The sequence below is a fragment of the Pseudomonas sp. B707 genome (assembly GCF_022496685.1).
Classification (GTDB): domain Bacteria; phylum Pseudomonadota; class Gammaproteobacteria; order Pseudomonadales; family Pseudomonadaceae; genus Aquipseudomonas; species Aquipseudomonas paraglycinae.
The window spans coordinates 102,743-127,137 of the sequence record NZ_WTVE01000029.1 but is presented as its reverse complement, the minus strand read 5'-3'; the positions used below and the strand labels follow the sequence as shown (position 1 = coordinate 127,137).

The 24,395-nt window shown below is 57.9% G+C and carries 23 protein-coding genes; 4 read left to right on the top strand and 19 right to left on the bottom strand.

Features of this window, described 5'->3' with window-relative positions; genetic code table 11:
- Positions 1-68: 68 nt before the first annotated feature.
- From ccoP (GQX66_RS18245) to ccoN (GQX66_RS18210), 8 genes are all read right to left on the bottom strand, one after another.
- Positions 69-1,052, bottom strand: a complete 984-nt coding sequence (gene ccoP / locus GQX66_RS18245; RefSeq protein WP_039770046.1) for a cytochrome-c oxidase, cbb3-type subunit III — start codon at positions 1,050-1,052, stop codon at positions 69-71.
- A complete protein-coding gene (locus GQX66_RS18240; RefSeq protein WP_003175465.1) occupies positions 1,049-1,234 on the bottom strand; it encodes a CcoQ/FixQ family Cbb3-type cytochrome c oxidase assembly chaperone in 186 nt (61 codons plus the stop codon). The genes ccoP (GQX66_RS18245) and GQX66_RS18240 overlap by 4 nt, the downstream gene beginning before the upstream one ends.
- A gap of 5 nt (positions 1,235-1,239) precedes the next feature.
- Positions 1,240-1,848 carry a cytochrome-c oxidase, cbb3-type subunit II gene (gene ccoO, locus GQX66_RS18235; RefSeq protein WP_007905434.1) on the bottom strand — a complete coding sequence of 203 codons (609 nt, stop codon included), beginning with the start codon at positions 1,846-1,848 and terminating at the stop codon, positions 1,240-1,242.
- The gene (gene ccoN, locus GQX66_RS18230) at positions 1,848-3,290 is read right to left on the bottom strand and encodes a cytochrome-c oxidase, cbb3-type subunit I (protein WP_039770049.1); all 1,443 of its coding nucleotides are present in this window, start codon (positions 3,288-3,290) and stop codon (positions 1,848-1,850) included. The genes ccoO (GQX66_RS18235) and ccoN (GQX66_RS18230) overlap by 1 nt, the downstream gene beginning before the upstream one ends.
- A gap of 500 nt (positions 3,291-3,790) precedes the next feature.
- Positions 3,791-4,747: a cytochrome-c oxidase, cbb3-type subunit III gene (ccoP, locus tag GQX66_RS18225; protein WP_240870317.1), complete on the bottom strand. Its 957-nt coding sequence runs from the start codon at positions 4,745-4,747 to the stop codon at positions 3,791-3,793.
- Entirely contained in the window at positions 4,744-4,941 is a 198-nt protein-coding gene (locus GQX66_RS18220; RefSeq protein WP_011333290.1) for a cbb3-type cytochrome c oxidase subunit 3, read from the bottom strand. Before GQX66_RS18220 ends, ccoP (GQX66_RS18225) begins: the two co-directional genes overlap by 4 nt.
- Positions 4,942-4,946: 5 nt before the next feature.
- Positions 4,947-5,555 carry a cytochrome-c oxidase, cbb3-type subunit II gene (gene ccoO / locus GQX66_RS18215; RefSeq protein ID WP_003223389.1) on the bottom strand — a complete coding sequence of 203 codons (609 nt, stop codon included), beginning with the start codon at positions 5,553-5,555 and terminating at the stop codon, positions 4,947-4,949.
- A 10-nt stretch (positions 5,556-5,565) separates the two neighbouring features.
- A complete protein-coding gene (ccoN, locus tag GQX66_RS18210) occupies positions 5,566-6,990 on the bottom strand; it encodes a cytochrome-c oxidase, cbb3-type subunit I (protein ID WP_085747879.1) in 1,425 nt (474 codons plus the stop codon).
- Between the two features lie 86 nt (positions 6,991-7,076).
- Between ccoN (GQX66_RS18210) and GQX66_RS18205 the strand changes: the two genes are divergently transcribed.
- Entirely contained in the window at positions 7,077-7,754 is a 678-nt protein-coding gene (locus GQX66_RS18205; protein WP_240870314.1) for an alpha/beta family hydrolase, read from the top strand.
- Between the two features lie 872 nt (positions 7,755-8,626).
- Here GQX66_RS18205 and GQX66_RS18200 read toward each other — a convergent pair.
- Positions 8,627-12,655 (bottom strand): hypothetical protein, encoded by a 4,029-nt coding sequence (locus tag GQX66_RS18200; protein WP_240870312.1) that lies wholly within the window; start codon positions 12,653-12,655, stop codon positions 8,627-8,629.
- A 610-nt stretch (positions 12,656-13,265) separates the two neighbouring features.
- On the opposite strand from GQX66_RS18200, the gene GQX66_RS18195 reads away from it, so the two are divergent.
- Positions 13,266-13,631: a DUF6124 family protein gene (locus tag GQX66_RS18195; RefSeq protein ID WP_240870307.1), complete on the top strand. Its 366-nt coding sequence runs from the start codon at positions 13,266-13,268 to the stop codon at positions 13,629-13,631.
- 88 nt (positions 13,632-13,719) lie between these two features.
- Positions 13,720-14,079 carry a DUF6124 family protein gene (locus GQX66_RS18190; RefSeq protein ID WP_007956335.1) on the top strand — a complete coding sequence of 120 codons (360 nt, stop codon included), beginning with the start codon at positions 13,720-13,722 and terminating at the stop codon, positions 14,077-14,079.
- A 91-nt stretch (positions 14,080-14,170) separates the two neighbouring features.
- On the opposite strand, the gene GQX66_RS18185 is transcribed toward GQX66_RS18190, so the two are convergent.
- The 5 genes from GQX66_RS18185 to inhA form a co-directional block, all read right to left on the bottom strand.
- Positions 14,171-14,590: a type II toxin-antitoxin system YafO family toxin gene (locus tag GQX66_RS18185; protein WP_240870304.1), complete on the bottom strand. Its 420-nt coding sequence runs from the start codon at positions 14,588-14,590 to the stop codon at positions 14,171-14,173.
- A 6-nt stretch (positions 14,591-14,596) separates the two neighbouring features.
- Positions 14,597-14,743, bottom strand: coding sequence for a hypothetical protein (locus GQX66_RS18180; protein ID WP_165369536.1), 147 nt, complete (start codon positions 14,741-14,743; stop codon positions 14,597-14,599).
- A gap of 208 nt (positions 14,744-14,951) precedes the next feature.
- Entirely contained in the window at positions 14,952-16,517 is a 1,566-nt protein-coding gene (locus GQX66_RS18175; RefSeq protein ID WP_064594745.1) for a PAS domain-containing methyl-accepting chemotaxis protein, read from the bottom strand.
- A 102-nt stretch (positions 16,518-16,619) separates the two neighbouring features.
- Positions 16,620-17,411 carry a CPBP family intramembrane glutamic endopeptidase gene (locus GQX66_RS18170; RefSeq protein WP_085609004.1) on the bottom strand — a complete coding sequence of 264 codons (792 nt, stop codon included), beginning with the start codon at positions 17,409-17,411 and terminating at the stop codon, positions 16,620-16,622.
- A gap of 242 nt (positions 17,412-17,653) precedes the next feature.
- A complete protein-coding gene (inhA, locus tag GQX66_RS18165) occupies positions 17,654-18,340 on the bottom strand; it encodes an isonitrile hydratase (RefSeq protein WP_240870302.1) in 687 nt (228 codons plus the stop codon).
- A gap of 89 nt (positions 18,341-18,429) precedes the next feature.
- Here inhA and GQX66_RS18160 point away from each other — a divergent pair, with 89 nt between their 5' ends.
- A complete protein-coding gene (locus GQX66_RS18160; protein ID WP_102717698.1) occupies positions 18,430-19,413 on the top strand; it encodes a GlxA family transcriptional regulator in 984 nt (327 codons plus the stop codon).
- Here GQX66_RS18160 and GQX66_RS18155 read toward each other — a convergent pair.
- The 5 genes from GQX66_RS18155 to GQX66_RS18135 all read right to left on the bottom strand — a co-directional run bounded on the left by GQX66_RS18155 (position 19,382) and on the right by GQX66_RS18135 (position 24,258).
- A complete protein-coding gene (locus GQX66_RS18155; RefSeq protein WP_240870300.1) occupies positions 19,382-20,281 on the bottom strand; it encodes an alpha/beta hydrolase in 900 nt (299 codons plus the stop codon). The genes GQX66_RS18160 and GQX66_RS18155 overlap by 32 nt on opposite strands.
- A gap of 12 nt (positions 20,282-20,293) precedes the next feature.
- Complete coding sequence (locus GQX66_RS18150; RefSeq protein WP_240870298.1) at positions 20,294-20,926, bottom strand: BRCT domain-containing protein; 633 nt, start codon at positions 20,924-20,926, stop codon at positions 20,294-20,296.
- A gap of 11 nt (positions 20,927-20,937) precedes the next feature.
- Positions 20,938-21,327 (bottom strand): hypothetical protein, encoded by a 390-nt coding sequence (locus GQX66_RS18145; RefSeq protein ID WP_240870296.1) that lies wholly within the window; start codon positions 21,325-21,327, stop codon positions 20,938-20,940.
- A gap of 308 nt (positions 21,328-21,635) precedes the next feature.
- A complete protein-coding gene (locus GQX66_RS18140; protein ID WP_240870295.1) occupies positions 21,636-23,465 on the bottom strand; it encodes a glycoside hydrolase family 15 protein in 1,830 nt (609 codons plus the stop codon).
- Positions 23,458-24,258 carry an SDR family oxidoreductase gene (locus tag GQX66_RS18135; protein ID WP_240870290.1) on the bottom strand — a complete coding sequence of 267 codons (801 nt, stop codon included), beginning with the start codon at positions 24,256-24,258 and terminating at the stop codon, positions 23,458-23,460. The genes GQX66_RS18140 and GQX66_RS18135 overlap by 8 nt, the downstream gene beginning before the upstream one ends.
- Positions 24,259-24,395 lie beyond the last annotated feature (137 nt).

Below are 24,395 nucleotides of genomic sequence, written 5' to 3'. Positions count from 1 at the left end.
CTGAGGTGAAACAAAACGGCCCCGCCAATTCTCATGGGCGGGGCCGTTTTTTGCTTCAAGCGTTGGCCTTACTGGGCCTCGGCTTCCGCTGGTTTTTCACCGTGGGACAGGCTGTAAACATACGCCGCCAGCAGGTGAACCTTGTCGTTGCCTTGCAGTTGTTCCTGGGCAGGCATCTGGCCCTGACGGCCGTAACGGATGGTCTGCTGCAGTTGGGCGAAGCTCGAACCGTAGATGAACGCGGCCGGGTGGGTCAGGTCAGGTGCGCCCATGGCTGGCGTACCTTTACCCGCCGGGCCGTGGCACGCCACGCAGTTGGCGGCGAACAGTTTCTGGCCGTTGGCCGGATCTGCCTTGGTGCCTTCCGGCAGCTTGCGGCCATCCAGGTTGGTCAGCACGAACGCGGCCACGTCGGCCACGCCTTGCTCGCCGATCACTTCAGCCCAGGCCGGCATCACCGCGTGACGACCGCCCATGATGGTGGTCTTGATGGTTTCCGGCTCGCCGCCCCAGCGCCAGTCGGCGTCGGTCAGGTTAGGGAAACCATAAGCGCCCTTGGCGTCGGAACCGTGGCAGACCGAGCAGTTGGAGGCGAACAGGCGGCCACCCATCTTCAGGGCTTGCGGATCCTTGGCCACTTCTTCGATCGGCATGGCGGCGAACTTGGCGAAGATCGGACCGAACTTGGCGTCCGAGCGAGCCATTTCCTTTTCCCACTCGTGAACGCCGGTCCAGCCGGTCTGGCCGTTGGCGAACGCGGTCTGCTTCTCGGTATCGAGGTAGTTGTAACCCGGCAGCAGGCCTTTCCAGTTGCCCAGGCCCGGGTACAGCACCAGATAACCCAGAGCGAAGACGATGGTGCCCACGAACAGCATGAACCACCATTTCGGCAGCGGGTTGTCGTACTCCTCGATCCCGTCGAAGGAGTGGCCCACGGTCTCGTCGGTCTGCTCGCTGCGCTGGCCCTTGCGGGTCGACAGCAACAGCCAGGTCAGGGAAAAGATCGTACCGAGACTGAGGACTGTGACGTACAGACTCCAGAATGTAGTCATTCTTTGTTACTCCTAGAAGCTTGCTCGACGTGCTTGATGGCTTCGGGATCATCCGCGAAGGGCAGCAAGGTCGCGTCTTCAAACTCCGACTTGCGCTTGGGGCTGAACACCCACAACGCCAGGCCGATGAAGGCAACCATCACGACAACGGTGCCCAGGCCTCGAATCATCCCGATATCCATCTAGATCACCGTTTGCTTTTGATGATGGTGCCCAGGCCTTGCAGATAGGCCACCAGCGCGTCCATTTCGGTTTTACCCTTCACAGCGTCTTTTGCACCGGCAATGTCTTCGTCGGTGTAAGGGACGCCGAGCGTGCGCAACACTTCCATTTTCTTGGCCGTGTCTTTGCCGTCGAGCTTGTTTTCCACGAGGAACGGGTAAGCCGGCATTTTCGACTCAGGCACGACGTTGCGCGGGTTGTACAAGTGCGCACGCTGCCAGTCATCGGAGTAACGACCGCCGACACGGGCCAGGTCTGGGCCGGTACGTTTGGAACCCCACAGGAACGGGTGATCCCAGACGCTTTCACCGGCGACCGAGTAGTGGCCGTAGCGTTCGGTTTCGGCACGGAACGGACGGATCATCTGCGAGTGGCAGCCGACACAGCCGTTGGCGATGTAAACGTCGCGGCCTTCCAGTTCAAGGGCGGTGCGCGGCTTCATGCCTTCGACCGGCTTGTTGGTGACATCCTGGAAGAACAGCGGAACGATTTGGGTCAGGCCACCGACGCTGACGGCGATGACCATGAAGAAGGCCAGCAGGCCAATATTCTTCTCGACAGCTTCATGCTTCATCAGTGAGCTCCAACTACGGCGATCTTGGCGGCGGCTTCGGCTTCAGCCGGGTTCGAGGCGCGAACGGTGCGCCATACGTTGTAAGCCATCAACAGCATGCCGCTGGCGAAGAACGCACCGCCCAGAGCTCGGACGATGAAGCCAGGGTGGCTGGCCTGCAGCGCTTCGACGAACGAATAGGTGAGGGTGCCGTCGTCGTTGATTGCACGCCACATCAGGCCCTGAGTGATGCCGTTGACCCACATCGAAGCGATGTACAGCACGGTACCGATGGTCGCGAGCCAGAAGTGCGCGTTGATCAGGCCGGTGCTGTGCATCTGCGCGCGGCCGAACAGTTTCGGGATCATGTGGTAGATCGCGCCGATCGAGATCATCGCTACCCAGCCGAGCGCGCCGGCGTGTACGTGGCCGATGGTCCAGTCGGTGTAGTGCGACAGCGAGTTGACGGTCTTGATCGCCATCATCGGACCTTCGAAGGTCGACATGCCGTAGAACGCCAGCGATACCACGAGGAAGCGCAGGATCGGGTCGGTGCGCAGCTTATGCCAGGCGCCCGACAGGGTCATCATGCCGTTGATCATGCCGCCCCAACTTGGCGCCAGCAGAATGATCGACATCGCCATGCCCAGCGACTGTGCCCAGTCCGGCAGTGCGGTGTAGTGCAGGTGGTGCGGGCCGGCCCAGATGTACAGGGTGATCAGCGCCCAGAAGTGCACGATCGACAGACGATACGAGTAGATCGGACGTTCGGCCTGTTTCGGCACGAAGTAGTACATCATCCCCAGGAAGCCGGTGGTCAGGAAGAAGCCCACGGCGTTGTGGCCGTACCACCACTGGATCATCGCGTCGGTGGCGCCCGAGTAGGCCGAGTAGGACTTGAACAGGCTGACCGGCAACGACATGTGGTTGACGATGTGCAGCATCGCGGTCACCACGATGAACGCGCCGTAGAACCAGTTACCGACATAGATGTGCTTGGTCTTGCGCTTGGTGATGGTGCCGAAGAACACCAGCCCGTAGGAAATCCAGACAATGGCCAGAAGAATGGCGATCGGCCATTCCAGTTCCGCGTATTCCTTGGTGGTGGTGTAACCCAGCGGCAAGGTAATGATCGCGCCGACGATCACCGCTTGCCATCCCCAGAAGGTGAAGGCCGCGAGGCTGTCGGAAATCAGTCGCGTCTGGCAGGTTCGCTGCACGACATAGTAGGAAGTGGCAAACAGTGCACAACCACCGAAGGCGAAAATCACCAGGTTTGTGTGCAACGGGCGCAGGCGTCCAAAGCTCGTCCACGGCAGACCGAAGTTCAACTCCGGCCAGACCAGTTGCGAGGCGATGAAGACACCGAGCCCCATGCCAAGGATCCCCCAGACCACCGTCATGATGGCGAACTGGCGGACTACCTTATAGTTATAAGCAGTCGGACTGATTGCTGTGCTCATTCTAAGGTTCCACGGTTTGGGTGTTTTATTAGGATTAAAATCGGCCGCAAGTATGTAGAAAGCAGGGGGTCAATGCAACGCGCCATGACCTGGGTCAATGCTTTCCAACGCTGATTCTGCGGCCTTTCCATGCGCCGCGTAAGGACAAAATTGCCCTCGGGCAAAATGTCGCAGCGGACGAAAAAAGCGAGGGGTCCCGGTCGGATGTAACGGGGTGTGTTCGAACGCTCGGTTCGGGTGACGGACGGTAATGGGCACGACAGCCGGTATCTACCGGCCTTTGCGGCCATGTCAGTCAGCCGATTCGTTCAACGCCTCGCTCGGGGTCGACCTGGAACCGGCACGGGCCAGTCCGCATCGAGCAAGCGTAGACCCGAATCCGGGTAACCGAAAGGAGAGGGGGTGAAGGGGTGCGACAAAAGGAAGCAGCTGCAAGCTGCAAGCTGCAAGCGACAAGACGAATCATGTCGCCTGCAGGATTGTATACATTGCTTGTGATTTTACTTGGAGCTTTCAGCTTGAAGCTTGTCGCTCAACTGCTCAGTATTTTTTGACAGACTGTATACGTAAGCGGCGAGCAGTTGCACTTTATCGTTGCCCAGCAGCTCGTTCTGAGCTGGCATGTGGCCCTGACGACCATGGCGAATGGTCTGCTCGAGCTGGGTCAGGCTGGTGCCGTAGATGAAACCGGCCGGGTGCGTCAGGTTCGGTGCGCCCATGGCTTCGGTGCCCTGGCCGTTTGCCCCGTGACAGGCGGTGCAGGTTGTGCTGAACGCCTGCTGACCCGCTTGGAGATCAGCCTTGTTGTCCGCCGGCAGTGGCAGCCCCGCCAGTTCATGACGCACATAGGCGGCGACGTTTTTCACCCCAGCCTCGCCCAGCACGTCACCCCACGCCGGCATCGCCGCCATCCGGCCACCCATGATGGTGGTCTTGATGGTTTCCGCACTGCCGCCCCAACGCCAGTCCTTGTCGGCGAGGTTAGGGAAACCGAACGCGCCCTTGGCGTCCGAGCCGTGGCAGACCGAGCAGTTGGAGGCGAACAGACGGCCACCCATTTTCAGCGCCTGCGGATCCTTCGCCACTTCTTCCACCGGCATCGCGGCGAACTTGGCGAAGATCGGCCCGAATTTGGCGTCAGCCTTGCTCATTTCCTTTTCCCACTCGTGGACGCCGGTCCAGCCGTCCTCGTAGCCGGGCAGGATGCCTTTCCAGTTGCCCAGGCCCGGATAAAGGATCAGATAACCCACGGAAAACACCAGCGTGCCGGCGAACAGCATGAACCACCACTGCGGCAGCGGGTTGTCGTACTCCTCGATGCCGTCGAAGCTGTGGCCCATGGTCTGGTCGACGCTGCCCTTGGTTTCGCCCCGACGGGTGCCGACCAGCAGCCAGGTCAGGCCGATCAGGCTGCCGATGGTCAGTACGCAGATCCACGTACTCCAGAAGGTGGTCATGGCCGGGTACTCCTTGTTTCATTAACTTGGGTAGTGTCGGGTTGCGGCTCGTCGGCGAACGGCAGCAGGCGTGCTTCGGCGAATTCCGGCGTGCGCTTGCGGTTGAACACCCACAGGGTCAGGCCGACGAAGGCCACGAACACCACGACCGTGCCGAGGCCGCGAATCAGCCCCGCGCTCATTTCAAAGGCCATCTCGATCACCTCTTGCTCTTGATCGCAGTGCCGAGCACTTGCAGGTAGGAGACGAGGGCGTCCATTTCGGTCTTGCCCTTGAGGCTGGCCACCGCGCCGCTGATGTCGTCGTCGGTGTACGGCACGCCGAGGGTGCGCATGGTCTTGAGCTTGGTTTCGGTGTGGCTGCTGTCGACCGCTTGGGTGACCAGCCATGGGTAGGCCGGCATTTTCGATTCCGGTACAACGTTGCGCGGGTTGTACAAGTGCGCGCGGTGCCAGTCATCCGAGTAGCGCGCGCCAACCCGGGCCAGGTCCGGACCGGTACGCTTGGAACCCCACAGGAACGGGTGATCCCACACGCTTTCACCGGCCACCGAGTAGTGCCCGTAGCGTTCGGTTTCGGCGCGGAACGGACGGATCATCTGCGAGTGGCAACCGACGCAGCCTTCGCGGATGTAGATGTCGCGGCCTTCCAGTTGCAGCGCGGTGTAGGGCTTCATGCCTTCCACCGGTTTGTTGGTCACGTCCTGGAAGAACAGCGGGACGATCTGGGTCAGGCCGCCGATGCTCACGGCGAACACCATCAGCAGCATCAGCAGGCCGACGTTCTTTTCAATCGTTTCGTGTTTCATGGCGGACTCCTCAGGCCATCTGCGCGGCAGCAACGACGTCAGCAGGCTGCGAGGCCCGCACGGTGCGCCAGGTGTTGTAAGCCATCAGGAACATGCCGCTGAGGAAGATCGCCCCGCCAATCAGCCGCACGACAAAGCCTGGGTGGCTGGCCACCAGGGTTTCGACGAAGGAGTAGGTCAGCGTGCCGTCCTCGTTCACCGCACGCCACATCAGGCCCTGGGCGATGCCGTTGACCCACATCGAGGCGATGTAGAGCACGGTGCCGATAGTCGCAAGCCAGAAGTGCGCGTTGATCAGGCCGATGCTGTGCATCTGCTCTTTGCCGAAGATTTTCGGGATCATGTGGTACAGCGCGCCGATGGAAATCATCGCCACCCAGCCGAGCGCGCCGGCGTGTACGTGGCCGATGGTCCAGTCGGTGTAGTGGGAGAGGGCGTTGACGGTCTTGATTGCCATCATCGGACCTTCGAAGGTCGACATGCCGTAGAACGCCAGCGACACCACGAGGAAGCGCAGGATCGGGTCGCTGCGCAACTTATGCCAGGCGCCCGAGAGGGTCATCATGCCGTTGATCATGCCGCCCCAGCTCGGCGCCAGCAGTACCAGCGACATCACCATGCCCAGCGACTGCGCCCAGTCCGGCAGCGCGGTGTAGTGCAAGTGGTGCGGACCGGCCCAGATGTACAGGGTGATCAGCGCCCAGAAGTGCACGATCGACAGGCGATACGAATACACCGGACGTTCGGCCTGTTTCGGCACGAAGTAGTACATCATCCCGAGGAAGCCGGCGGTGAGGAAAAAGCCTACGGCGTTGTGGCCGTACCACCATTGCACCATCGCGTCGGTCGCACCGGCGTACACCGAGTAGGACTTGGTGAAACTCACCGGCAACTCAAGGTTGTTGACGATGTGCAGGATCGCCACGGTGATGATGAACGCGCCGAAGAACCAGTTGCCCACATAAATGTGTTTGGTCTTGCGCTGCATGATCGTGCCGAAGAACACGATGGCGTAGGCGACCCAGACGATGGTGATCAGAATGTCGATCGGCCATTCCAGCTCGGCATATTCCTTGGAGCTGGTGTAACCCAGTGGCAGGCTGATGGCTGCCAGCAGGATCACCAGTTGCCAGCCCCAGAAGCAGAACGCGGCGACTTTCGGCGCAAACAGCTGGGTCTGGCAGGTGCGCTGCACCGAGTAGAACGAACTGGCGAACAAGGCACAGCCGCCGAACGCGAAGATCACCGCGTTGGTGTGCAGCGGGCGCAGGCGTCCGAAGCTGGTCCACGGCAGGTTGAAGTTGAGTTCGGGCCAGACCAATTGAGCCGCGAGAAAAACCCCGAGCCCCATGCCGACGATGCCCCACACCACCGTCATAATGGCGAATTGGCGGACCACCTTGTAGTTGTAGGCGGTACTGATAGAAGTGTTCATGGTTCCCCATCCACGGTTCAGCCGAAGTGAGCGCCGACAGCGCGTCCTTCGCCTGGAGTTATAGGCAGACTAAAAGCGAGGCAAGCATGGACAAACAGCACAAGGCCAGTATTGACGGGGATCAATGGGCGCAGTGCCTGCGGGATCGTGGGTGGCTTTGGGATGCTGCTGTTGGTGAGGCTTCGGCGACGCTCATTCTCGCGCATGGTGCGGGGGCGCCGATGGACAGTGAGTGGATGACGGATATGGCTGGGCGCCTTGCTGGGCTTGGGGTGAATGTGTTGCGGTTTGAGTTTCCTTATATGGCGCAGCGGCGGGTTGACGGGGTCAAGCGGCCGCCGAATCCTGCGGGGAAATTGCAGGAGTGCTGGCGTGAGGTTTTCGCTGAAGTGCGACGTCATGTCGCTGGGGTTGTGGCGGTTGGCGGGAAGTCGATGGGGGGGCGGATGGCCAGTCTCCTGGCTGATGAGTTGGGGGCTGATGCGTTGGTTTGCTTGGGTTATCCGTTTTATGCGGTTGGGAAACCGGAGAAGCCTCGGGTTGAGCATTTGGCTGGGTTGAAGACTCGGACGTTGATTGTTCAGGGGGAGCGGGATGCGCTTGGCAATCGGGACGCCGTTGAGGCTTACGATCTATCGCCGAGTATTGAGGTGTTTTGGTTGGCCTCTGGGGATCATGATTTGAAGCCGCTCAAGGTTTCCGGGTTTACGCATGAGCAGCATTTGGCTTCGGCGGCGGAGAGGGTTGCTGGGTTTCTTCGTTGAGGCTTTTTTTGGGGGCATATCCGTTGCTGCGGTTATGGCTGCTTAGGGTTCCGCCCTTACGGCGGGTCACTTTTGGCAAACGCCCCAAAAGTAACCAAAAGGTCTAGGCCCCGGCGTTCGGCCCCTCGCTGAGGCTCGGGGTTCCTTCGTTCCGGGATTCGTCCGGGGGGCATCGCCTACGGTTTGCTTCGCTGCACCTCCTCTCGATGTGTTTGGCTTCGCCAAACGGTCGCTGCGCTCCCACCCCCGGACGAATCCCTCCACTCAGCCTGCCGAAGGGGCCCGAAGATCAAAAGCTTTACTCGAGCTAACGCTCATCGTGTTGAGTGCTTAGAAGCGGGATGTTTGCTTTTTAAGGCCAGAGTTCACCTCGGTATTTCACGTCGGCGTACCTCGCCCAGACACCTCGGTCAGTCCCCTCTCCCTCGGGGAGAGGGCTAGGGTGAGGGGGAAGGTTTCACTGACACACCACCAAAACTGAAAGCTCCCCCAGCCCGGCATTTCCAGCGCATAAACACGATCGCGTAACCACGTTTAAAGTACACGAACCGTTACGCCATAAGGGCTACAACACCTTGCGTCGTTGCCTACGCGTACGCCAGAATCCGCCGGCTTACGCAGCTTGGAGAGGGCTATATCGTTTCCCTGTCACTGAAAAGTGGCTGGGTTTGGTAGCCCGATTCGAGTTGTGGTTATTGCGACACCTTCAATGCTGTCTCTTTTTGAGGTGCAGCTTTGTATGGTGGGCATGCGTGGGGCTCATTCGTGAGCGCCGGGTTTCCCAATTCGACCGGTCTACCAACCCGCGCATGGCCGCCACCGGGGTATCCCCCTAGGCTACTGCATACGGCCTTTGATTCCGTCTTCCAGGCTCAGTTTTTAGGCTTGGAAACGTCCAATACGAATACATCAATTAGCCCCGCTAGTTCTTGCGGTAGTGCCTTTTCGATGCTGATCTTCAGTTCTTGAGCGGTATTTATGGTTTTATTTTTGAGACCTGCGACCAGTTCATCGCGGCCGAACCAAATAGCAAGGTAAATGCCCTGTTGTTCAGCGTCTGGATGGATTGAGTAGCGATCATAGAGTTGTGCGGCCGCGGCAGTGTATAGCTCTTTGTGCCACTGACCTTTTACCTCCACCACAAGTAATCTTCGCTTGCCACCAATGAACTTGGTTGCAGTAAAATCGCTGCGATTTTCACTTTTTAGCTGATGCTCTGACGTAATAGCAATTCCTTGTGGCTCCAGTCTCAGATTGAGGCGCTCAGCGATGATTTCAGTGGCCTTAACTTCGCCCAAGCGCTTATCGTTATTGTAAAAGCGGTCAGCTGGGTTGAACTCGCCACCGTCTATAGCCTTCTGAAAATCTTGAAGCTCTTGTAGGACGAGTTGGCGGAGACCTTCAACGTTTACGATGGTGTCGCGGTCCAGACGGCTGACGATTTCCTGAGGAGTTGGAGGTTCAAAGTCTCTTAGTGCTTTTTGTCTGATTTTACTGGCACGTATGCTCTTCAGGTCGTTGTGCATTTCTGTAAATCTCTGATCGGCAAGTAGGCGATCAAGGACGCATATGGCTTCATCGGATTCATCTGAATTTATTAACCAGATAACTTCTGTCAAAAAGCGGTATGCATTTTCTCCCCTAGGACTTCCCGTGCCATAGTGGCTCGGCAGGTCCACTTTTGGCCATTTTTCGATAAAGGCATCTAGAATAGCCTCCACCTTGCTTAATGTGAGTTTTGGCCAATACGGGTGTTCGCCGTAATTAAATCGCCCATACCGATCACTAAATGAAAATATTATGTCCTTATCGGATTTTAGCCAATTCCAGTATGTGTCAGGAGCATCTTTTATGAAATGAAAAGCTCTCAGGAACCAAAAAGTGCGCTTTTGCTCGAGGTCCGCATCGCTTGTTGGATTGGGCCAAACGGACATGAAGTTTGCGCAGCGCTCTGCGATGATTTCAAGCAAAGCATTACGATCGCCACATTCAGCAGCGATCTCAAAAATTGCGTCTAGTGGCCCAATGGCTAAATCAGGAAAGCGCCTCAGCCATTCTATCGAAAGCATGTCACGTAAGTGGCTAAAAGCCTCGTCACCACGTAATAGCCAAATTTCCGGGTTTAGGCAGCCTGTTTGTGCCAATTGCGGTTCGACATACTGGCGAAGGAAAGCTTCAGCCGTTCCAGTTTCTGCAAAAATCAGACGATCTACCTCAGACTTTAGCGCGTCATGTTCTTCTTTGTTGACTGCGTTGTAGCCCATATTGATGTTTGTTCGGAGTGCTTGGAGCAACCGTAAATCAACACCTTCGAGATTGCCGGTATTACGCATTATTTCTAAGCATGCTGCAAAGAGTACAGGTTCAGTGCTCGCGCCCCTGGATGCACACTGTAGACCTGCAAGTCTAAGCAGATCGGGAACATCGGGGGCAATGAAGTCCAGACAGTTTCTGAGAGCGTTTCGAACGAGTGTGTCATCTCCAACTTCAAGCTCTATTTCGTTTGGACACACAAGCACCAGGTCCGCGAAACGTGCAAGACAACGCCAGTGCCGTCCGCTCTCCACCAATTCCCGGTTGTCCTTTAAATACTGGATATTGGCCTTGTGCATGCTGTCGCGTTGGCGATTGCGACGTTTAAAGTTTCGATTATGCCTAAATAGGTTTTTATAATTGTCTTGCGCAGATTGTGCGGTTGCTCTGTTGAATTTTGCCCACTCCCTCATGAAAGAGGGTTTTTTCAATGCCTGCTCGCGCATATGTCGTCGTAAACTATTTGGGCCTTTTTCATCTTTGTTAAGATGATATTGATGAATTGCGATAAAGTTAGACCATAGAATTGGATTGTCGATTTCGAATGCAAAATTAACTATGAATCTATAGTCGCGGGATTGAAAGCGTAGGCCGGAGTGAGAGTGGAAATCAAACTTGTGTATCCTTGTCTCGAAAATCTTATCGCAGTCAATGAGCTTGCCAAACACATAGCCAATTATTCCTTGCCGCAGATTATCGTCATTTTGAAGTGCCTGGACTGCCTTGCTCTGGTCCTGTGTTTTTTGCTCATGGAAAATTAGGTTTTCGAGCCAATGCCAAACGCGCTCTGGGGCGAATGGAGGTGTTGCCAGTTCGAAGTATTGATCCAGCATCAAGCCTGCGATTTTGCTGATTCCAATTCGACAATCACATTCGAAATGCTTTTTATTGCATGTGCAGGCAAGGTTCCTAGTTAAATCGTCCAATAGTTGTTCGATTTGCGCCAAGTTAAATGTTTCGATAAAGCGTCTCAGAAAGTAACGTTCCCCTATCATCGATTTGTAAGGCATCTGGTGAGTGGGGTAGAGTTTTGAGCATGTACGAAGAAAGTCGGCTAGAAAAACTCGATCGAATGTTTCTGGCCCGATAGCCGTTATAAAAGTAACCGCTATTTTTAGCGAAGTTTGGCTAGCTTCTAGGGTTAAGGTATTTAAGTCGGTTTTGTAGTCGTAATCCTTTAGGTCAAGCAGGCATTTGCAAGCTAATAAACGACCGTGTTCGCTTTCATTGCTATTTAAAACGAGCTGGCGCAACTCATCTCTCAAGTGCTTGATTGCTGGCGAGCCTGCCAAAAGTTCAAGAATCAGACCTTGTAGGTGTCCGTCACTTCCAGAAGCGAGAAGGGGCTTGATTTCTTTCATGACATCTTCAGTGAAGAAGCCTGCGGCGCTAAATCTGCGCCACGAATCTCCTCGTCGAAAATAGGGATCTTTCATTTCGACGTCTTTTAGTCGCTCTATCAGCAGGCGTTTTGAAGAATGTTCAAGTTGAGAAGGGTCACCGTTCGCTAGTACTGCGTAGGGATCAAGCTCAATCGCTGCCTCCTGAATGGATTTGTTGCCGAGTGCGGCAAGCCAGCCCAATAGGCCTCGGAGTTCATCTCGTACTGTGGAGTTCGGTGCAATGATAGGTAGACATTTATGTAAAGTCAGCGGGTCCGACGGAGCAGTTATCCGCTTGGCCAAATAATCCGCTGCACAGTATTCAGCGACGATCTTGTGAACCGGCCGATGTTGATCTGCACTGTCCCCTGGTTTAAAAAGTCGTGTCGCCAAAATGCTTTCAGCTACCGTAGGCTTATCAAACAGTGACGCGAGCAGAGGATAAATCCGGTCTGCGGTTGCTTCGCTCGTTCCTACACCTTCTGCACCTGAAAGCAAAAGTTTGGCAAACACTTCAGACGATAGATCAACCCTTTGTATGATCGAAAGAGACTGGCTGGTCTTCACTACCGAGGCGTTAGCCTCCTTCGCTAAGTGCTCGACCGCTTGGGAGAATATATTTCGTTTGTCCGTGAAACGTCGGCCGCTTTCTACGTAGGCGTCTGCGAACATCTTCAAGAACTGTGGGTTGGGGAGTAGCGCTCCTAGGTCAAATCGAGAGACTTCCGCTTGGAATGCTGCGAACTCCTCGCCTTCAACATGATGATGAAAAATTGCTCGCTGTTCTTCTTCATCAAACTCGACCAGTCTGACCACGAGTGGTGAGGATCCTAGGTATTCCTCGAATGCGTTTGTGGCCGCGCTGCTCCACTCACTGGACCGACTCGAAATGATGACGTGTGTTGGCTTGGCTTTACTGGCGTTAGCCAGAAGATCGTGAATGCCGGTTTGATCGACTTTTGCCAACTCGTCAAACGCATCGATCACGAGCGGAGAGTTATCAGCGTCGGGCCCGATGCGTTTGAATTTGTTTGCAGTAACGGTGGTAGTACCCAGTTGCTGGGCCAAACTACCCATAAGTTCAGTTTTGCCACCACCGGGTTCGGCCAAGACAACGACATAATTCGAGGCGGCTAAGAGCTCGTCTTCGGTGTAGATACTGTCTTTGCTCGAGAGCTTGCGGGGAAGATAAAAAATAGAACTCATGGAAAGAAATCTAAATTTGATGTGCTTAAAGCACCAAAAATCGGTGCCACTTGAGGACGAGTCCCTCAAATGGCGCGTCCTAGCATCGATACTACGTCATTTTATTATCCTAGGGGGCACCACCAGAAAGCCAAGTCGATTGCTCCAAATCAGGAGCGACACCCCAAAAGCATTGGTGTGCAATTTATCGAGGCGCTGACCGTAGTTGATGTTTGGGACGACTTCGCCAGACCAACTGATAAACACAGTTCAGTGACCACGTTTAAAGTACACGAACCGTTACGCCATAAGGGCTACAACACCTTGCGTCGTTGCCTACGCGTACGCCAGAATCCGCCGGCTTACGCGGCTTGGAGAGGGCTATATCGTTTCCCTGTCACTGAAAAACAGTGATCGGGTTTGGTAGCCCGTTTTCTTGACAGCCGTGTGGTGTCCCTTATGCAGTCTCATTTTTGGGGCTGAGTTTTATATGGTGGCCATGCGTGGGGCTCCTTCGGGGGCGCCGGGGGTTTCTCTGTCTTGACCGGTCTACCAACCCACGTATGGCCGCCACCCTTCGTTTGGTAGCGAAAGTGACGGCTCTTCAATTCTTTCAAGATAGAGAGTCCGTATGTTCAAAATTACGCCAAACCCGCCAGAAACCGATTCAATCCCCTACGACGCCGCACTCGAAGCCGAAAACATAAAAACGGCAACCGAACGGGCGATCAATCATTACCTCGATCCTGGGGCGCAGAAGACGTCCAAGCCCTCGCGCAAGCCGGGCAAGATCTATCTGGTCAATCCAACAATGGATGACGAAACGCTGCTGGTCGAAGCGTGCGAAACGCTGTCGTCGGCCAGTGACATGGCCCGGGATCTCGGCGACACCGTCGATCCGTCGCAGCGCAAGGCGATGCAGATTCTGCAGCAGGTCATCATGCTGAGTGAGCTGCTGGTCAATCGTGTGCTGGATAACCATCACGTCTCGCGGTAGTTGCCGCCTCGGTGAGGGGCTTGTCCCCTCACTGCCTGGCAGCCGTCGATAAAAATCCTCAAGCGACTCTTTTCCGGAGTTCCAGCTGATGTCCAAGACCGTCATTCCCCCGTTAGAAGATCCGGTGTCCCCGTACGAATTTCCCGATTCAAGAAAACTCCACGACGCGGCCGAACGCGCCCTCGACTATTACCTGACCCCCGCAGCCCGGATCATGGCCACGCCCTACACCCCAAACGACATGTTCATGGTCAACCCGCAAACCGACACGGAGTCCTTGCTGGCCAACGCCTGCGAATCCCTCGCGTCAGCCACGGTCATGCTCGGTGACTTCGCCGGCCTGCTGGAAGGGCCGAACCGCAAGACTCTGTTGGGCATTGCGCAGGTGGTGATGTTGGGCGAGTTGGCGGTGAATCAGGCGCTGGATAACCTCGTGCCGAAGGAGTAAGTAGCAAGGCAATAAAAAACCCGGAAGCTCGCTATCCGGGTTTTTTATTGCCTTGCTACAGGCGAGTTCCAAGAATTGGCCAGCCAACTGATCAAAAGTCCTCAAGGTCGGAATAGATGACTTTTCCCACGATCCATGGCTCAACAATCTCGCTATGCACCGTTCGCAGAAATGAACCCCACTCACTCCGGTTATGGGCATCCGGGCCTGTGATTGTCAGCAAAAGGTATTCATCCCGGAAAGCATCGTAGGCGTAGATAAGCCAGAAGTCGTTGTCAGGATCGTCAACCAGGGCAGTTCGATAATACTGGCGGTCTATTTTTGCCCACCGCGCCTGGGTCGCTTGAATGCTGGCCAGGTGGATGTGATGCATTTCGCTGAGATCTAGTCGTTCGTCTCGCCCGAAAATAGCGGGCAGTTCACCGCACACTTTGTAGTTAAAAAAATGAGCGGCGAAGTTTTTCCAGTTGTTGATTTGTTCGAAAAGCGCAGAGATTTTGACTGCTGGCATCTATGGCTACTTTGTTATGGGTAGCTTGCCAGTGATCACATATTTATCGAACGCTTTCTGCCCATCACGCGCGGCTTGCCGGACATCAAGAAAAGTCAGTTCATCGCGAATGACTTTTTTGACTGGCTTGTCGATCTTTCTGGTGGTGGCCATCGGAGCCTCCAAAGGAGATGTATTCATACTGACCAGCTTAAGGGATTGGATTTCTACCGGCAAACGATAGAACCGACCCCAAAGGTGCACCAGTCAGCGGATTCTGGCGTGCTTGTAGGGCATAGCGCCCCTATGTGTAGTCACGCCGTAAGCCACAATAAAAAACCCGGAAGCTCTCGCTATCCGGGTTTTTTGTATTGCAGAACAATCAGCGGTTAAACCGCTCCACCAACGAATACTGCGTATTAGCCGTCTTCGTCAGCTCTTCACTCAGCAACGCCGAGTTATGCGCCTGTTCCGAGGTCTGGTCCGCCAGTTCCGAGATGTTGCTGATGTTGCGGCTGATTTCTTCAGCCACGGCACTTTGCTCTTCGGTCGCGGCGGCGATCTGGGTGGTCATGTCGGTGATGTTGGCCACCGCTTCGCTGATGCCGACCAAGGCCTGGTCCGCTTCCAGAACCCGCGCTACACCTTCTTCCGCCTGGCGATGCCCGGCTTCCATGGTTTGTACGGCGCTGGACGCAGTCTGTTGCAACTTGGCGATCAGGGCGTGGATCTGGCCGGTGGATTCGCTGGTGCGTTGTGCCAGTTGGCGGACTTCGTCGGCGACTACGGCAAAACCACGGCCCATTTCGCCGGCACGCGCTGCTTCGATCGCGGCGTTGAGTGCGAGCAGGTTGGTCTGATCGGCAATGCCTTTGATCACGTCGACCACGCCGCCGATTTCGTCGCTGTCCTTGGCCAGTTGGGTGACGGTCAGGCCGGTTTCACCGACGACGACCGACAGACGCTGGATGGCTTCGCGGGTTTCCCCGGCGATGTCGCGGCCGCGGCCGGTCAGACGATTGGCTTCCTGGGTGGCGTCGGCGGTGCGCTGGACGTGGCTCGCCACTTCCTGGGTGGTGGCGGCCATCTGGTTGACGGCGGTGGCGACCTGTTCGGTTTCCACGCGCTGACGTTCCAGACCGCTGGAGCTGTTGTGCGCCAGGGCGTCGGACTGTTTGGCCTGATCGGTCAGGTGCTCGGCGGTGTCCTGCAGACGGGTCAGGCAGGTTTTCAGGCGCGCTTCCTGGCTGAGGATCGACATTTCCAGACGCGCCTGGGCGCCACGGCTGTCGGTGTACATCTGCGCGATCAACGGGTCGGAGGTGGTCTGCTCGGCCAGACGCAGCAGGCGCTTGAGCCCGCGTTGTTGCCATTGCAGGCCCAGCAGGCCCAGCGGCACCGACAGACCGGCGGCGAGGGCGAAGCCCCACTGCGAGTTCAGGGTGGCGCCGATCATGAAGCTCAACTGGCTGACCAGAATGAACGGCAGCCAGTCCTGCACAATCGGCAGCCACTTGTCGCTCGAAGGAATCGCCGACTTGCCCTGGTTGATGCGTTGGTAGAGCGCTTCGGCACGGCGGATCTGTTCGGCGGTGGGTTTGACCCGCACCGACTCGTAACCGACCACCTGATTGCCGTCGAACACCGGCGTTACATAGGCATTCACCCAGTAATGATCACCGGTCTTGCAGCGATTCTTGACAATGCCCATCCATGGCAAGCCTTGTTTCAGTGTGCCCCACATGTGCGAAAACACCGCCGCCGGCACGTCAGGGTGACGAACCAGGTTGTGCGGCGCACGGATCAGTTCCTCACGCGAAAACCCGCTGATTTCGACGAAAGCGTCGTTGCAGTAGGTGATCACGCCCTTGGCGTCGGTTGTGGAAATCAACCGTTGCTGAGCCGGGAAAGTCCGTTCGCGTTGTGTAATGGGCTGGTTGTTACGCATGGTTTTTCAATCCGCAAGGCTTTGAAAGGTTGTCGGCGGGGTCGGCCATTTATTGAAATTTTTTTTCATTTATAAGTACAGCGTCGCAAAACGGCCCTTGCTTCAACCCGCGAGCATCGGATAGGTGAACAGGCCGAAATGCAGCAGGTTCAGGCCAAAATGCGTGGCGATCGCCGCACCGAGCCCGCCAAAACGGTAGGCCAGACCATAGCCGACACCCGCCAGGCTCGCCAGCAACACCCATTGCCAGCCAGCGCCCACATGCACCAGGCCGAACAGCAGGGACGCCAGCAGCAGCGCGAGGTTTTCGCCGTAGGGCAGGTGTTTGAAACGTCGGCTCAGGCCGCCCTGGATATAGCCGCGAAACAGCGCCTCTTCGACCAGCGTCACCAGCAGCAGATTGTTCAGCACCCACAGCCACGCCTGATCCGGCCATTTCGGCGCCCAGGTGATCATGCCCAGCAACACCGCACCGCCGAGCGCCAGAATCACACTCAACGTCAGTGCCAGCGCGGTGGCGTAAACCGTCAGGCGCAACGAACGACGCGCGACGATCCACGGGCAGACCAGCAGCAGCCAGAAGCCAATCAGCGGTTTGTCGAGATTCAGGTACATCGAGAACGGCACGGCGTTGTCGGTGAAGCGCTGCGGTTCGATGGCCCGGCCGTTGTAGAAACCCGGCAGCCAGTGCAGGGCCAGCGCCAGGGCCAACACGATAAACAGGCCATGGCCGAGATAACGCCCGACCGGCACGGTTTGCTGGCGCACGGCATAACCGGCGAAAACCAGCAGTGCAATGGAGATCAGCGCCAGCCAGCCGAGCTGGCCGAAACTCAGCGCCAATCCGTAACCAAGGCTGAGAAGCCCGAGATAGAGCCATGGCAGAGCTGTCATGGAAAGTCCTTGTGCACGATTTGTGGACAGGCTTTCTACACGGGTGGGGGCGAGGGGACAAGTGAAGGTGTGGCGAGAAACCGGGACAACTCGCAAACCTGTGGCTGACACTGAGACCTGTGAGAGATCTGTGGGAGCTGGCTTGCCAGCGATGGCGTCTGCACAGTCGACATCTTCATTGACTGACTCACCGCTATCGCTGGCAAGCCAGCTCCCACAAGTTCTCGGGTGTGGCTGAAATGTCAGCGCAGGTTGAGCTTTGCCGCCGCGCGCTCGGTGATTTCCGTGCGCAACTTCAGCGAAGGCGCCGCACGCTTGCGCGCTTCATCGACAACAGCACTCGGCGCCGTGTCCGGGCTGCCCGAATCAAACGGCGGCGCCGGCGCATATTCCAGCTGCAACTGCACCAGTTGTGCCGTATCGACTCCCACCAGTTCCTGCGCCAGGGTCAGAGCAAAATCGATCCCGGCCGTAATGCCGCCCCCGGTAAACAGATTGCCGTCGCGCACCACCCGATCCTTCACCGGGATCGCACCCAGTGTCGGCAGCAGATCGTGATAGGCCCAGTGCGTGGTCGCCCGCTTACCTTGCAACAGACCCGCCGCGCCGAGCACCAGCGAACCGGTGCACACCGACGTCACGTACCGCGCCTGCGCCGCTTGCGATTTGATGAACGCCAGCGTCTGCTCATCCTCCATCAACGGCCCGACGCCCGCACCGCCGGGAACGCAAATCACATCCAGATCCGGGCAGTCCTCGAAGGTGGTCGTCGGTTTCAGCACCAGCCCGGTGCTGGCGGTGACCGGCACCAGATCCTTCCAGACCAGATGCACCTGCACGTCCGGCAACGAGGCCAGTACGTCGTACGGGCCGGTCAGGTCGAGTTGCTGCACCTGGGGAAACAACAGAAAACCGATCTGCAACGCCATGGTTCTTCTCCGTGAAAAGGGGGTAGACGGCTTCACTGTAGGCGCGTAGGTTTTGGCGCATACGCCAATCAGCCCACGAATTACGCCAAATGCCGAAAACCATCCACGTCCTCGCGTTCGCCAATGTGCAATTGCTCGATGTCACCGGGCCGTTGCAGGTCTTCGCCTCGGCCAACGACATCGCCCGCCAGCAGGGTTTGCCTGCGCCGTACGCGCCAACGGTGATTGCCAGCGGTGGCGGGGCGGTGAACTCGTCCGCCGGGTTGGCGATGTTGGCCGAGCCGCTGCCGCCGCAGCCCAGCGATACGCTGATCATCGCCGGCGGCTGGGGCGTCTACGCCGCTGCCGAAGACGCCGAATTGGTGAGTTGGGTGCGTGAGCACGCCAACGGATGCCGGCGCGTGGCCTCGGTCTGCACCGGCGCCTTTCTTCTGGCTGCCAGCGGCTGGCTCGACGGCCGGCGAGTCGTCACCCACTGGACCCGCTGCGAACAACTGGCGCAGCAACACCCACGCTTGCAGGTCGAGCCCAATCCGATCTTCATCAACGACGGCCCGGTCTGGACCTCGGCGGGCGTCACCGCCGGCATCGACCTGGCGCTGGCCATGGTCGAAGACGATCTCGGCCGCGACATGGCCCTGGACGTCGCCCGGCAACTGGTGGTGTTCCTCAAACGCCCGGGCGGGCAGTCGCAATTCAGCGTGACGCTGTCGCTGCAAAAACAGGGCAACCGCTTCGATGATCTGCACGCGTGGATCGCCGAACACCTGACCTGCGACTTGGGCATCCCGACCCTCGCGGAACAGGCCGGCATGAGCGAACGCAGCTTCGTGCGCCACTACCGCGCCGACACCGGCCAGACCCCGGCCCGGGCCATCGAACTGATCCGCGTCGAAACCGCCCGCCGATTGCTGAGCGACACCGGATTGCCGATCAAACGGGTGGCGGCGAATTGTGGATTTGGCAGTGAAGAAACCTTGAGACGCAGTTTCCTGCGGGCCATGGGTGTGACGCCGCAGGCTTATCGGGAGCGGTTTTCGGTCAGCGCTGGAGCAGATCCAGTAATGCCTTGAGCGTTTCGCCCGGCGCTTCCTCGGGAATGTTATGTCCGACACCGGCCAGCACCCGCCGCTCATAAACTCCGGTGAAGTGTTGGGCATCTTCATCGTCCACCGGCGCCGGGCCTACGCCATCATCGGCACCGCACAGCGAAATCGTCGGCACGCCGATCGCCGGCTGTTTCTCCAGCGCCTGCTCCATCCCTTCCAGCGCCGGATCGCCCGGCGCATACATGAAGCGATGACGGTAGGAGTGAATCACCACCTCAACGAAATCCGGGTTGTCGAACGCCGCTGCGCTCAGCGGAAAACGCTCGGCGTTCCGCGCCCAGGTCGGTGACCACAATTGCCACAGCAACTCACACAGCGCCCGACGATTCTGCGTCAGCCCTTCAACGCCTCGGGGCGTATGGAAATAGTACTGATACCAGTAACGATGCTCGCTCTGCGGATCCAGCGGCCGGACCGAATTCGGAATGTCTTGCAGGTTGTAGCCGTCGCCCGTCACCAACCCGCGCACGCGCTCGGGATACAACGCCGCCACAATGCACGCCGCCCGACCGCCCCAGTCGTAACCGCACAATGTCGCTTGTTCGATCCCCAGTGCATCCATCAGATCCAGCAGATCCTGCGCCAGCGCCGCTTGCTGGCCGGAACGCGGCGTGTCCGGGCTGTTGAAACGGGTCGGTCCGTAGCCGCGCAGGTACGGCACGATTACCCGATAACCCTTGGCGGCTAGGGGCGGGGCGATTTCGTCGTAGGCGCGGGGGGAGTAGGGGAAGCCGTGGAGGAGGATGACCGGCGTGCCGTTTTCCGGGCCGTGATGCTCATAGCCGATGGTCAGGCTTTCAGTCTTGCAAAACTGCATCACAGCTTGGGTCATCTCTCTCTCCCATTATCCGAATAACACCTTCTGCCAATGGTCTTCGCTGATGATGGCAATCGGCACGCCGCTGTCGCGAAGCTCAACTGCTTTCTTGATCTTGGTGCCATAGCTGCTGTGAAGCCATTGATCATTACCGATGCTGCCTACCACCAGATAATGAATCTTTTTGCTGACAGAACCACCGATCAATCCACCTCGCTCGACAATCAACGCCTCACAGTCCTTGCGGGGGCCGTAGGCCATGACACCGGTGAAGAGAAAGACACGATCAGCACAGCTCAATGCCGGAGCAGGGTTGTCCAGAGGCAGAGAGGTTGAGGCAACGAAGGGTTGCTGTGCGCCGACTGGAAGACCTGCGAACTGGTGAAGCATTTCCAGCAACTCGACCGACTCTTGTGCATCAAGAACGCCGTCACTCAGCATGTCGGCGAGACGCTTATAAAGGATGTTGACGACCGGATCATTCAGATGGATCAAGTGCGATTCGATCCAGTTCTTGAGAAATTCGGCTTCCTGCTGATTGATCTTGCCGTCTGCTGCAAGCCCGGCGGCGATTCCAGTCAGCGCGTCGACGGAGCGACGGTCGATTCGGGCTTGATGAAAGAAACTGCTGTTCTGAAACTCCTGATGCAGATCGACCATTGCGCTTCTCCTTAAGCTTCGGCTTCCGCCACCTGATTGAAATACTTGCTGCGATCCGGCGTAAACGTCACCACCATTTTCGTCCGCGAGCAGGTCATGACTCGCTCGGAACCCAGATCAATATCCAGATCCTCCCCACGCAACCCCTGCCACTGGGCCAGGTATTTCAGCGATCCGTATTTTTCATTCTTCTTCAGGCTGCGACTGACCCCGCCTTTCCAGCCCAGTACCGGCAGTTCATCGGCACTGCAGCGTTGGGCGAGGTCGGGGAAACGGGCGGCGCGCTGGCGGCCGATTTCCCAGCATTTGATCAGGCCCTTGTCGGCGGCTTCCCACAGTTCGTCGCGCTTGAGGCCGGTGCGTAGTGGGGTATCGATCTGGCGGTGGATGCGTTGGCTCATTCTGGTTCCTTGAATCGGGTTTTTATTGGACAGCTCCGCTGTGCCCGTTGCGGTGGATGGTAGGGGGCGATGTAACAGCTGGCAACAAGGTATTTCGGGGTGTAAGTGCGAGTTGCGGGACAAGCGTTACACGGGGTTGGCAGGTTTCTGTAGGGCGTGCCATCAACAAGTTGTATCGAAAGGAATCGATTGTGTGGGCCAGCCCTTCAACCGCAAGGCTCGGGGGTGTTTGCCGTTCGTAGGTAGCCATCCTACAAACGGCGATTGGAGTTGGGATCTTTCTTACAGGCACTGGCGAAGAAGGATGACTACGGCTGCCAGTAATTTTTCTCCCCACTCAGCTTGCGATCAAGAAAACTCGCCGCGCTGATCAGCGCCAGATGCGTCAATGCCTGTGGCGTGTTGCCCAGATGCCGGCCTCGGTTGTCGAATTCCTCCGCGTACAGCCCCAGCGGATTGGCGTAGCGCAGCAGTTGCTCGAATTCCAGATGAGCCTTTTCAACTTGCCCTGCGCGGGCCAGGCATTCCACGTACCAGAACGAGCACGCGGCAAAAGCGCCTTCAGTGCCGGACAAGCCATCAATACCCGCGTCATCGTTGCGATAGCGATAAACCATGCCGTCACGCACCAGATTTTTTTCGATGGCTTCCAGCGTCGCCAGCCATTTCGGATCCTTGGCGCTGACGAACCTCACCAACGGCATCAGCAACATCGAGCCATCCAGCGCCGTGCCGCCCTGGTACTGCACAAAATGCCCGCGCTCTTCGTTCCAGAAGTTGTCCCAGATGTCGGCATGGATGGCCTGACGGGTCTGGTCCCAGCGGGCGAACGGCGCCGGCAGCGAACGTTTCGAGGCCAGGCGGATGGCCCGGTCCAGCGCCACCCAACACATCAGGCGCGAATGCAGGAAGTGATGTTGCTCACCGCGCATTTCCCAGATGCCTACATCCTTGGTCTGCCAGGTCTCACAGACCTGATCGACCACTTCCATCACGTGTTGCCAGCCTTCGTGGGAAATCGCGTCGCCGTATTTGTTGACCAGATAAACGGCGTCCATCAGTTCGCCGAAGATATCCAGTTGAATCTGGTCGTAGGCGCCATTGCCGATGCGCACCGGTTTTGCACCGCCATGTCCCGACAAATGCGTGAGTTCGGTTTCCGGCAGTTCCTGGCGGCCGTCGATCGCATAGAGTATGTTCAGCTTCATCGACGACTTGCCGCTGCAATCGCTGACCCGCCCGCGCAGCCAGCGCATGTAGGCGTTGGCTTCGTCGACAAAGCCCAGGCGCATGAAGGCGTAGACGGTGAACGAGGCGTCGCGGATCCAGGTGTAGCGGTAGTCCCAGTTGCGTTCGCCGCCGGGTGTTTCCGGCAGGCCGAAGGTGGCGGCGGCGAGGATTGCGCCGTGCTGGCGTGAGGTCAGCAACTTCAGAGCGAGGGCCGAACGGTTGACCATTTCCCGCCAGCGACCGCGATAGTTGGACTGGCCGATCCAGTCGCGCCAGAACTTCAGTGTGCGTTCGATGCACAGCTGCGCGGCGCCTTCGGCAAAGCGCGGATCGTCGCTGGCGCCGAGCATGAACGCGGCGGTCTGATCCTGCTTGAGGGTGAATTGCCCGACCGCCGCAGCGTTATCGATGCTCAAGGTCTGATCCGAGGCCAACCGCAGTGTCGGCTGGCCGCTGGCGCTGAACAGCACATCCTTTTTATCGTTGACGGCGCGCGTTTCAACGCGGGCGTAGTTATGCCGAACCGCGCAGCGCAGATGAAACGTCGCCTGCCCGCTGACCACTCGCACCCGACGCATCAACAGCGGCAAGGCATCGTCGTTGTCGCCGATGGGCAGCAGGTCGGTGATTTCCACCACGGCGTGATCACTTAGCCAGCGGGTTTGCAGGACGTTGGTATCGGGCAGGTAGATCTGTTCGCGCCGGGCATCGGGCAGGTCGGGAGCGAGCTGGAAAATCCCCGCATCGGGGGTGTCCAGCAGCGAACAGAAAATCGACGGGCTGTCGAACTCCGGCCAGCAGAAGAAATCCACGCTGCCTTTGTCGTTGACCAGCGCGGCGCTGCGCATGTCGCCAATGATGCCGTGGGCGTCGATGGGGCTTTGTCGTTCGGATTGATGCTCAGCCATTGCCACGGAACTCCGGATAGAGGCTCATGCCGCCGTCGATGAACAGGGTGGTGCCGACGATGTAGTCGGAGGCATCGGAGGCGAGAAATACCACCGCGTTGGCCACGTCCTCGACATCGCCGATGCGCCCGTAAGGGATGAGTTTGAGCAGGTCCTGCGCGGCGTCGCCTTCGGTGGCGTCCTTATTGATGGCCGTGCGGATCGCCCCCGGTGCGATGCCGTTGATGCGGATGCGCTGGTGGCTGACTTCCTGGGCCAAAGTCTGCATCAACTGATCGACGCCGCCCTTGGACGCTGCGTAGTTAACGTGCCCGGCCCAGGGAATACGCTGGTGCACCGAGCTCATGTGGATGATCTTGCCGGCGGCTCGCGACACGCCTTCGCGCACGCCCTGGCGATTGAAGATCCGCAGCGCGGCCCGGGCGCAGAGGAACTGGCCGGTGAGGTTGACGCCGATCACTGCGTTCCAGTCGGCCAGCGACATATCCACAGCCGCCGCGTCTTTTTGCAGGCCGGAATTGGCCACCAGAATGTCCAGCGTTCCGAAGGCGTCGAGGGTTTGCTGGAACAGTCGCTCAACGTCTTCTTCCTTCGAGACATTGGCGCCGATGGCGATGGCCTGTCCACCGTCGGCGACGATCTGCCGGGCCAGCGCTTCGGCGGGTTCGGCCTGCCGGTTGTAGTTGATGACGACGGCGGCACCGGCAGCGGCCAGGGCTTTGGCGGCGCCGTGGCCGATGCCGGAACTGGCGCCGGTGACAAGAGCCACTTGGCGGGCGAGGGAAATCTGCATGCAGGGTCGCGCCTTGGGTTGAGAGCTTATTTAGCTGACTGATGGGCGGCGGCGAGAGTTCATCCGCGTACATGAAATCATCGACAGGTTTATGCGGCAGCGATTGGCCCTGCGTGCGTTGGGGACTTCACATTCCA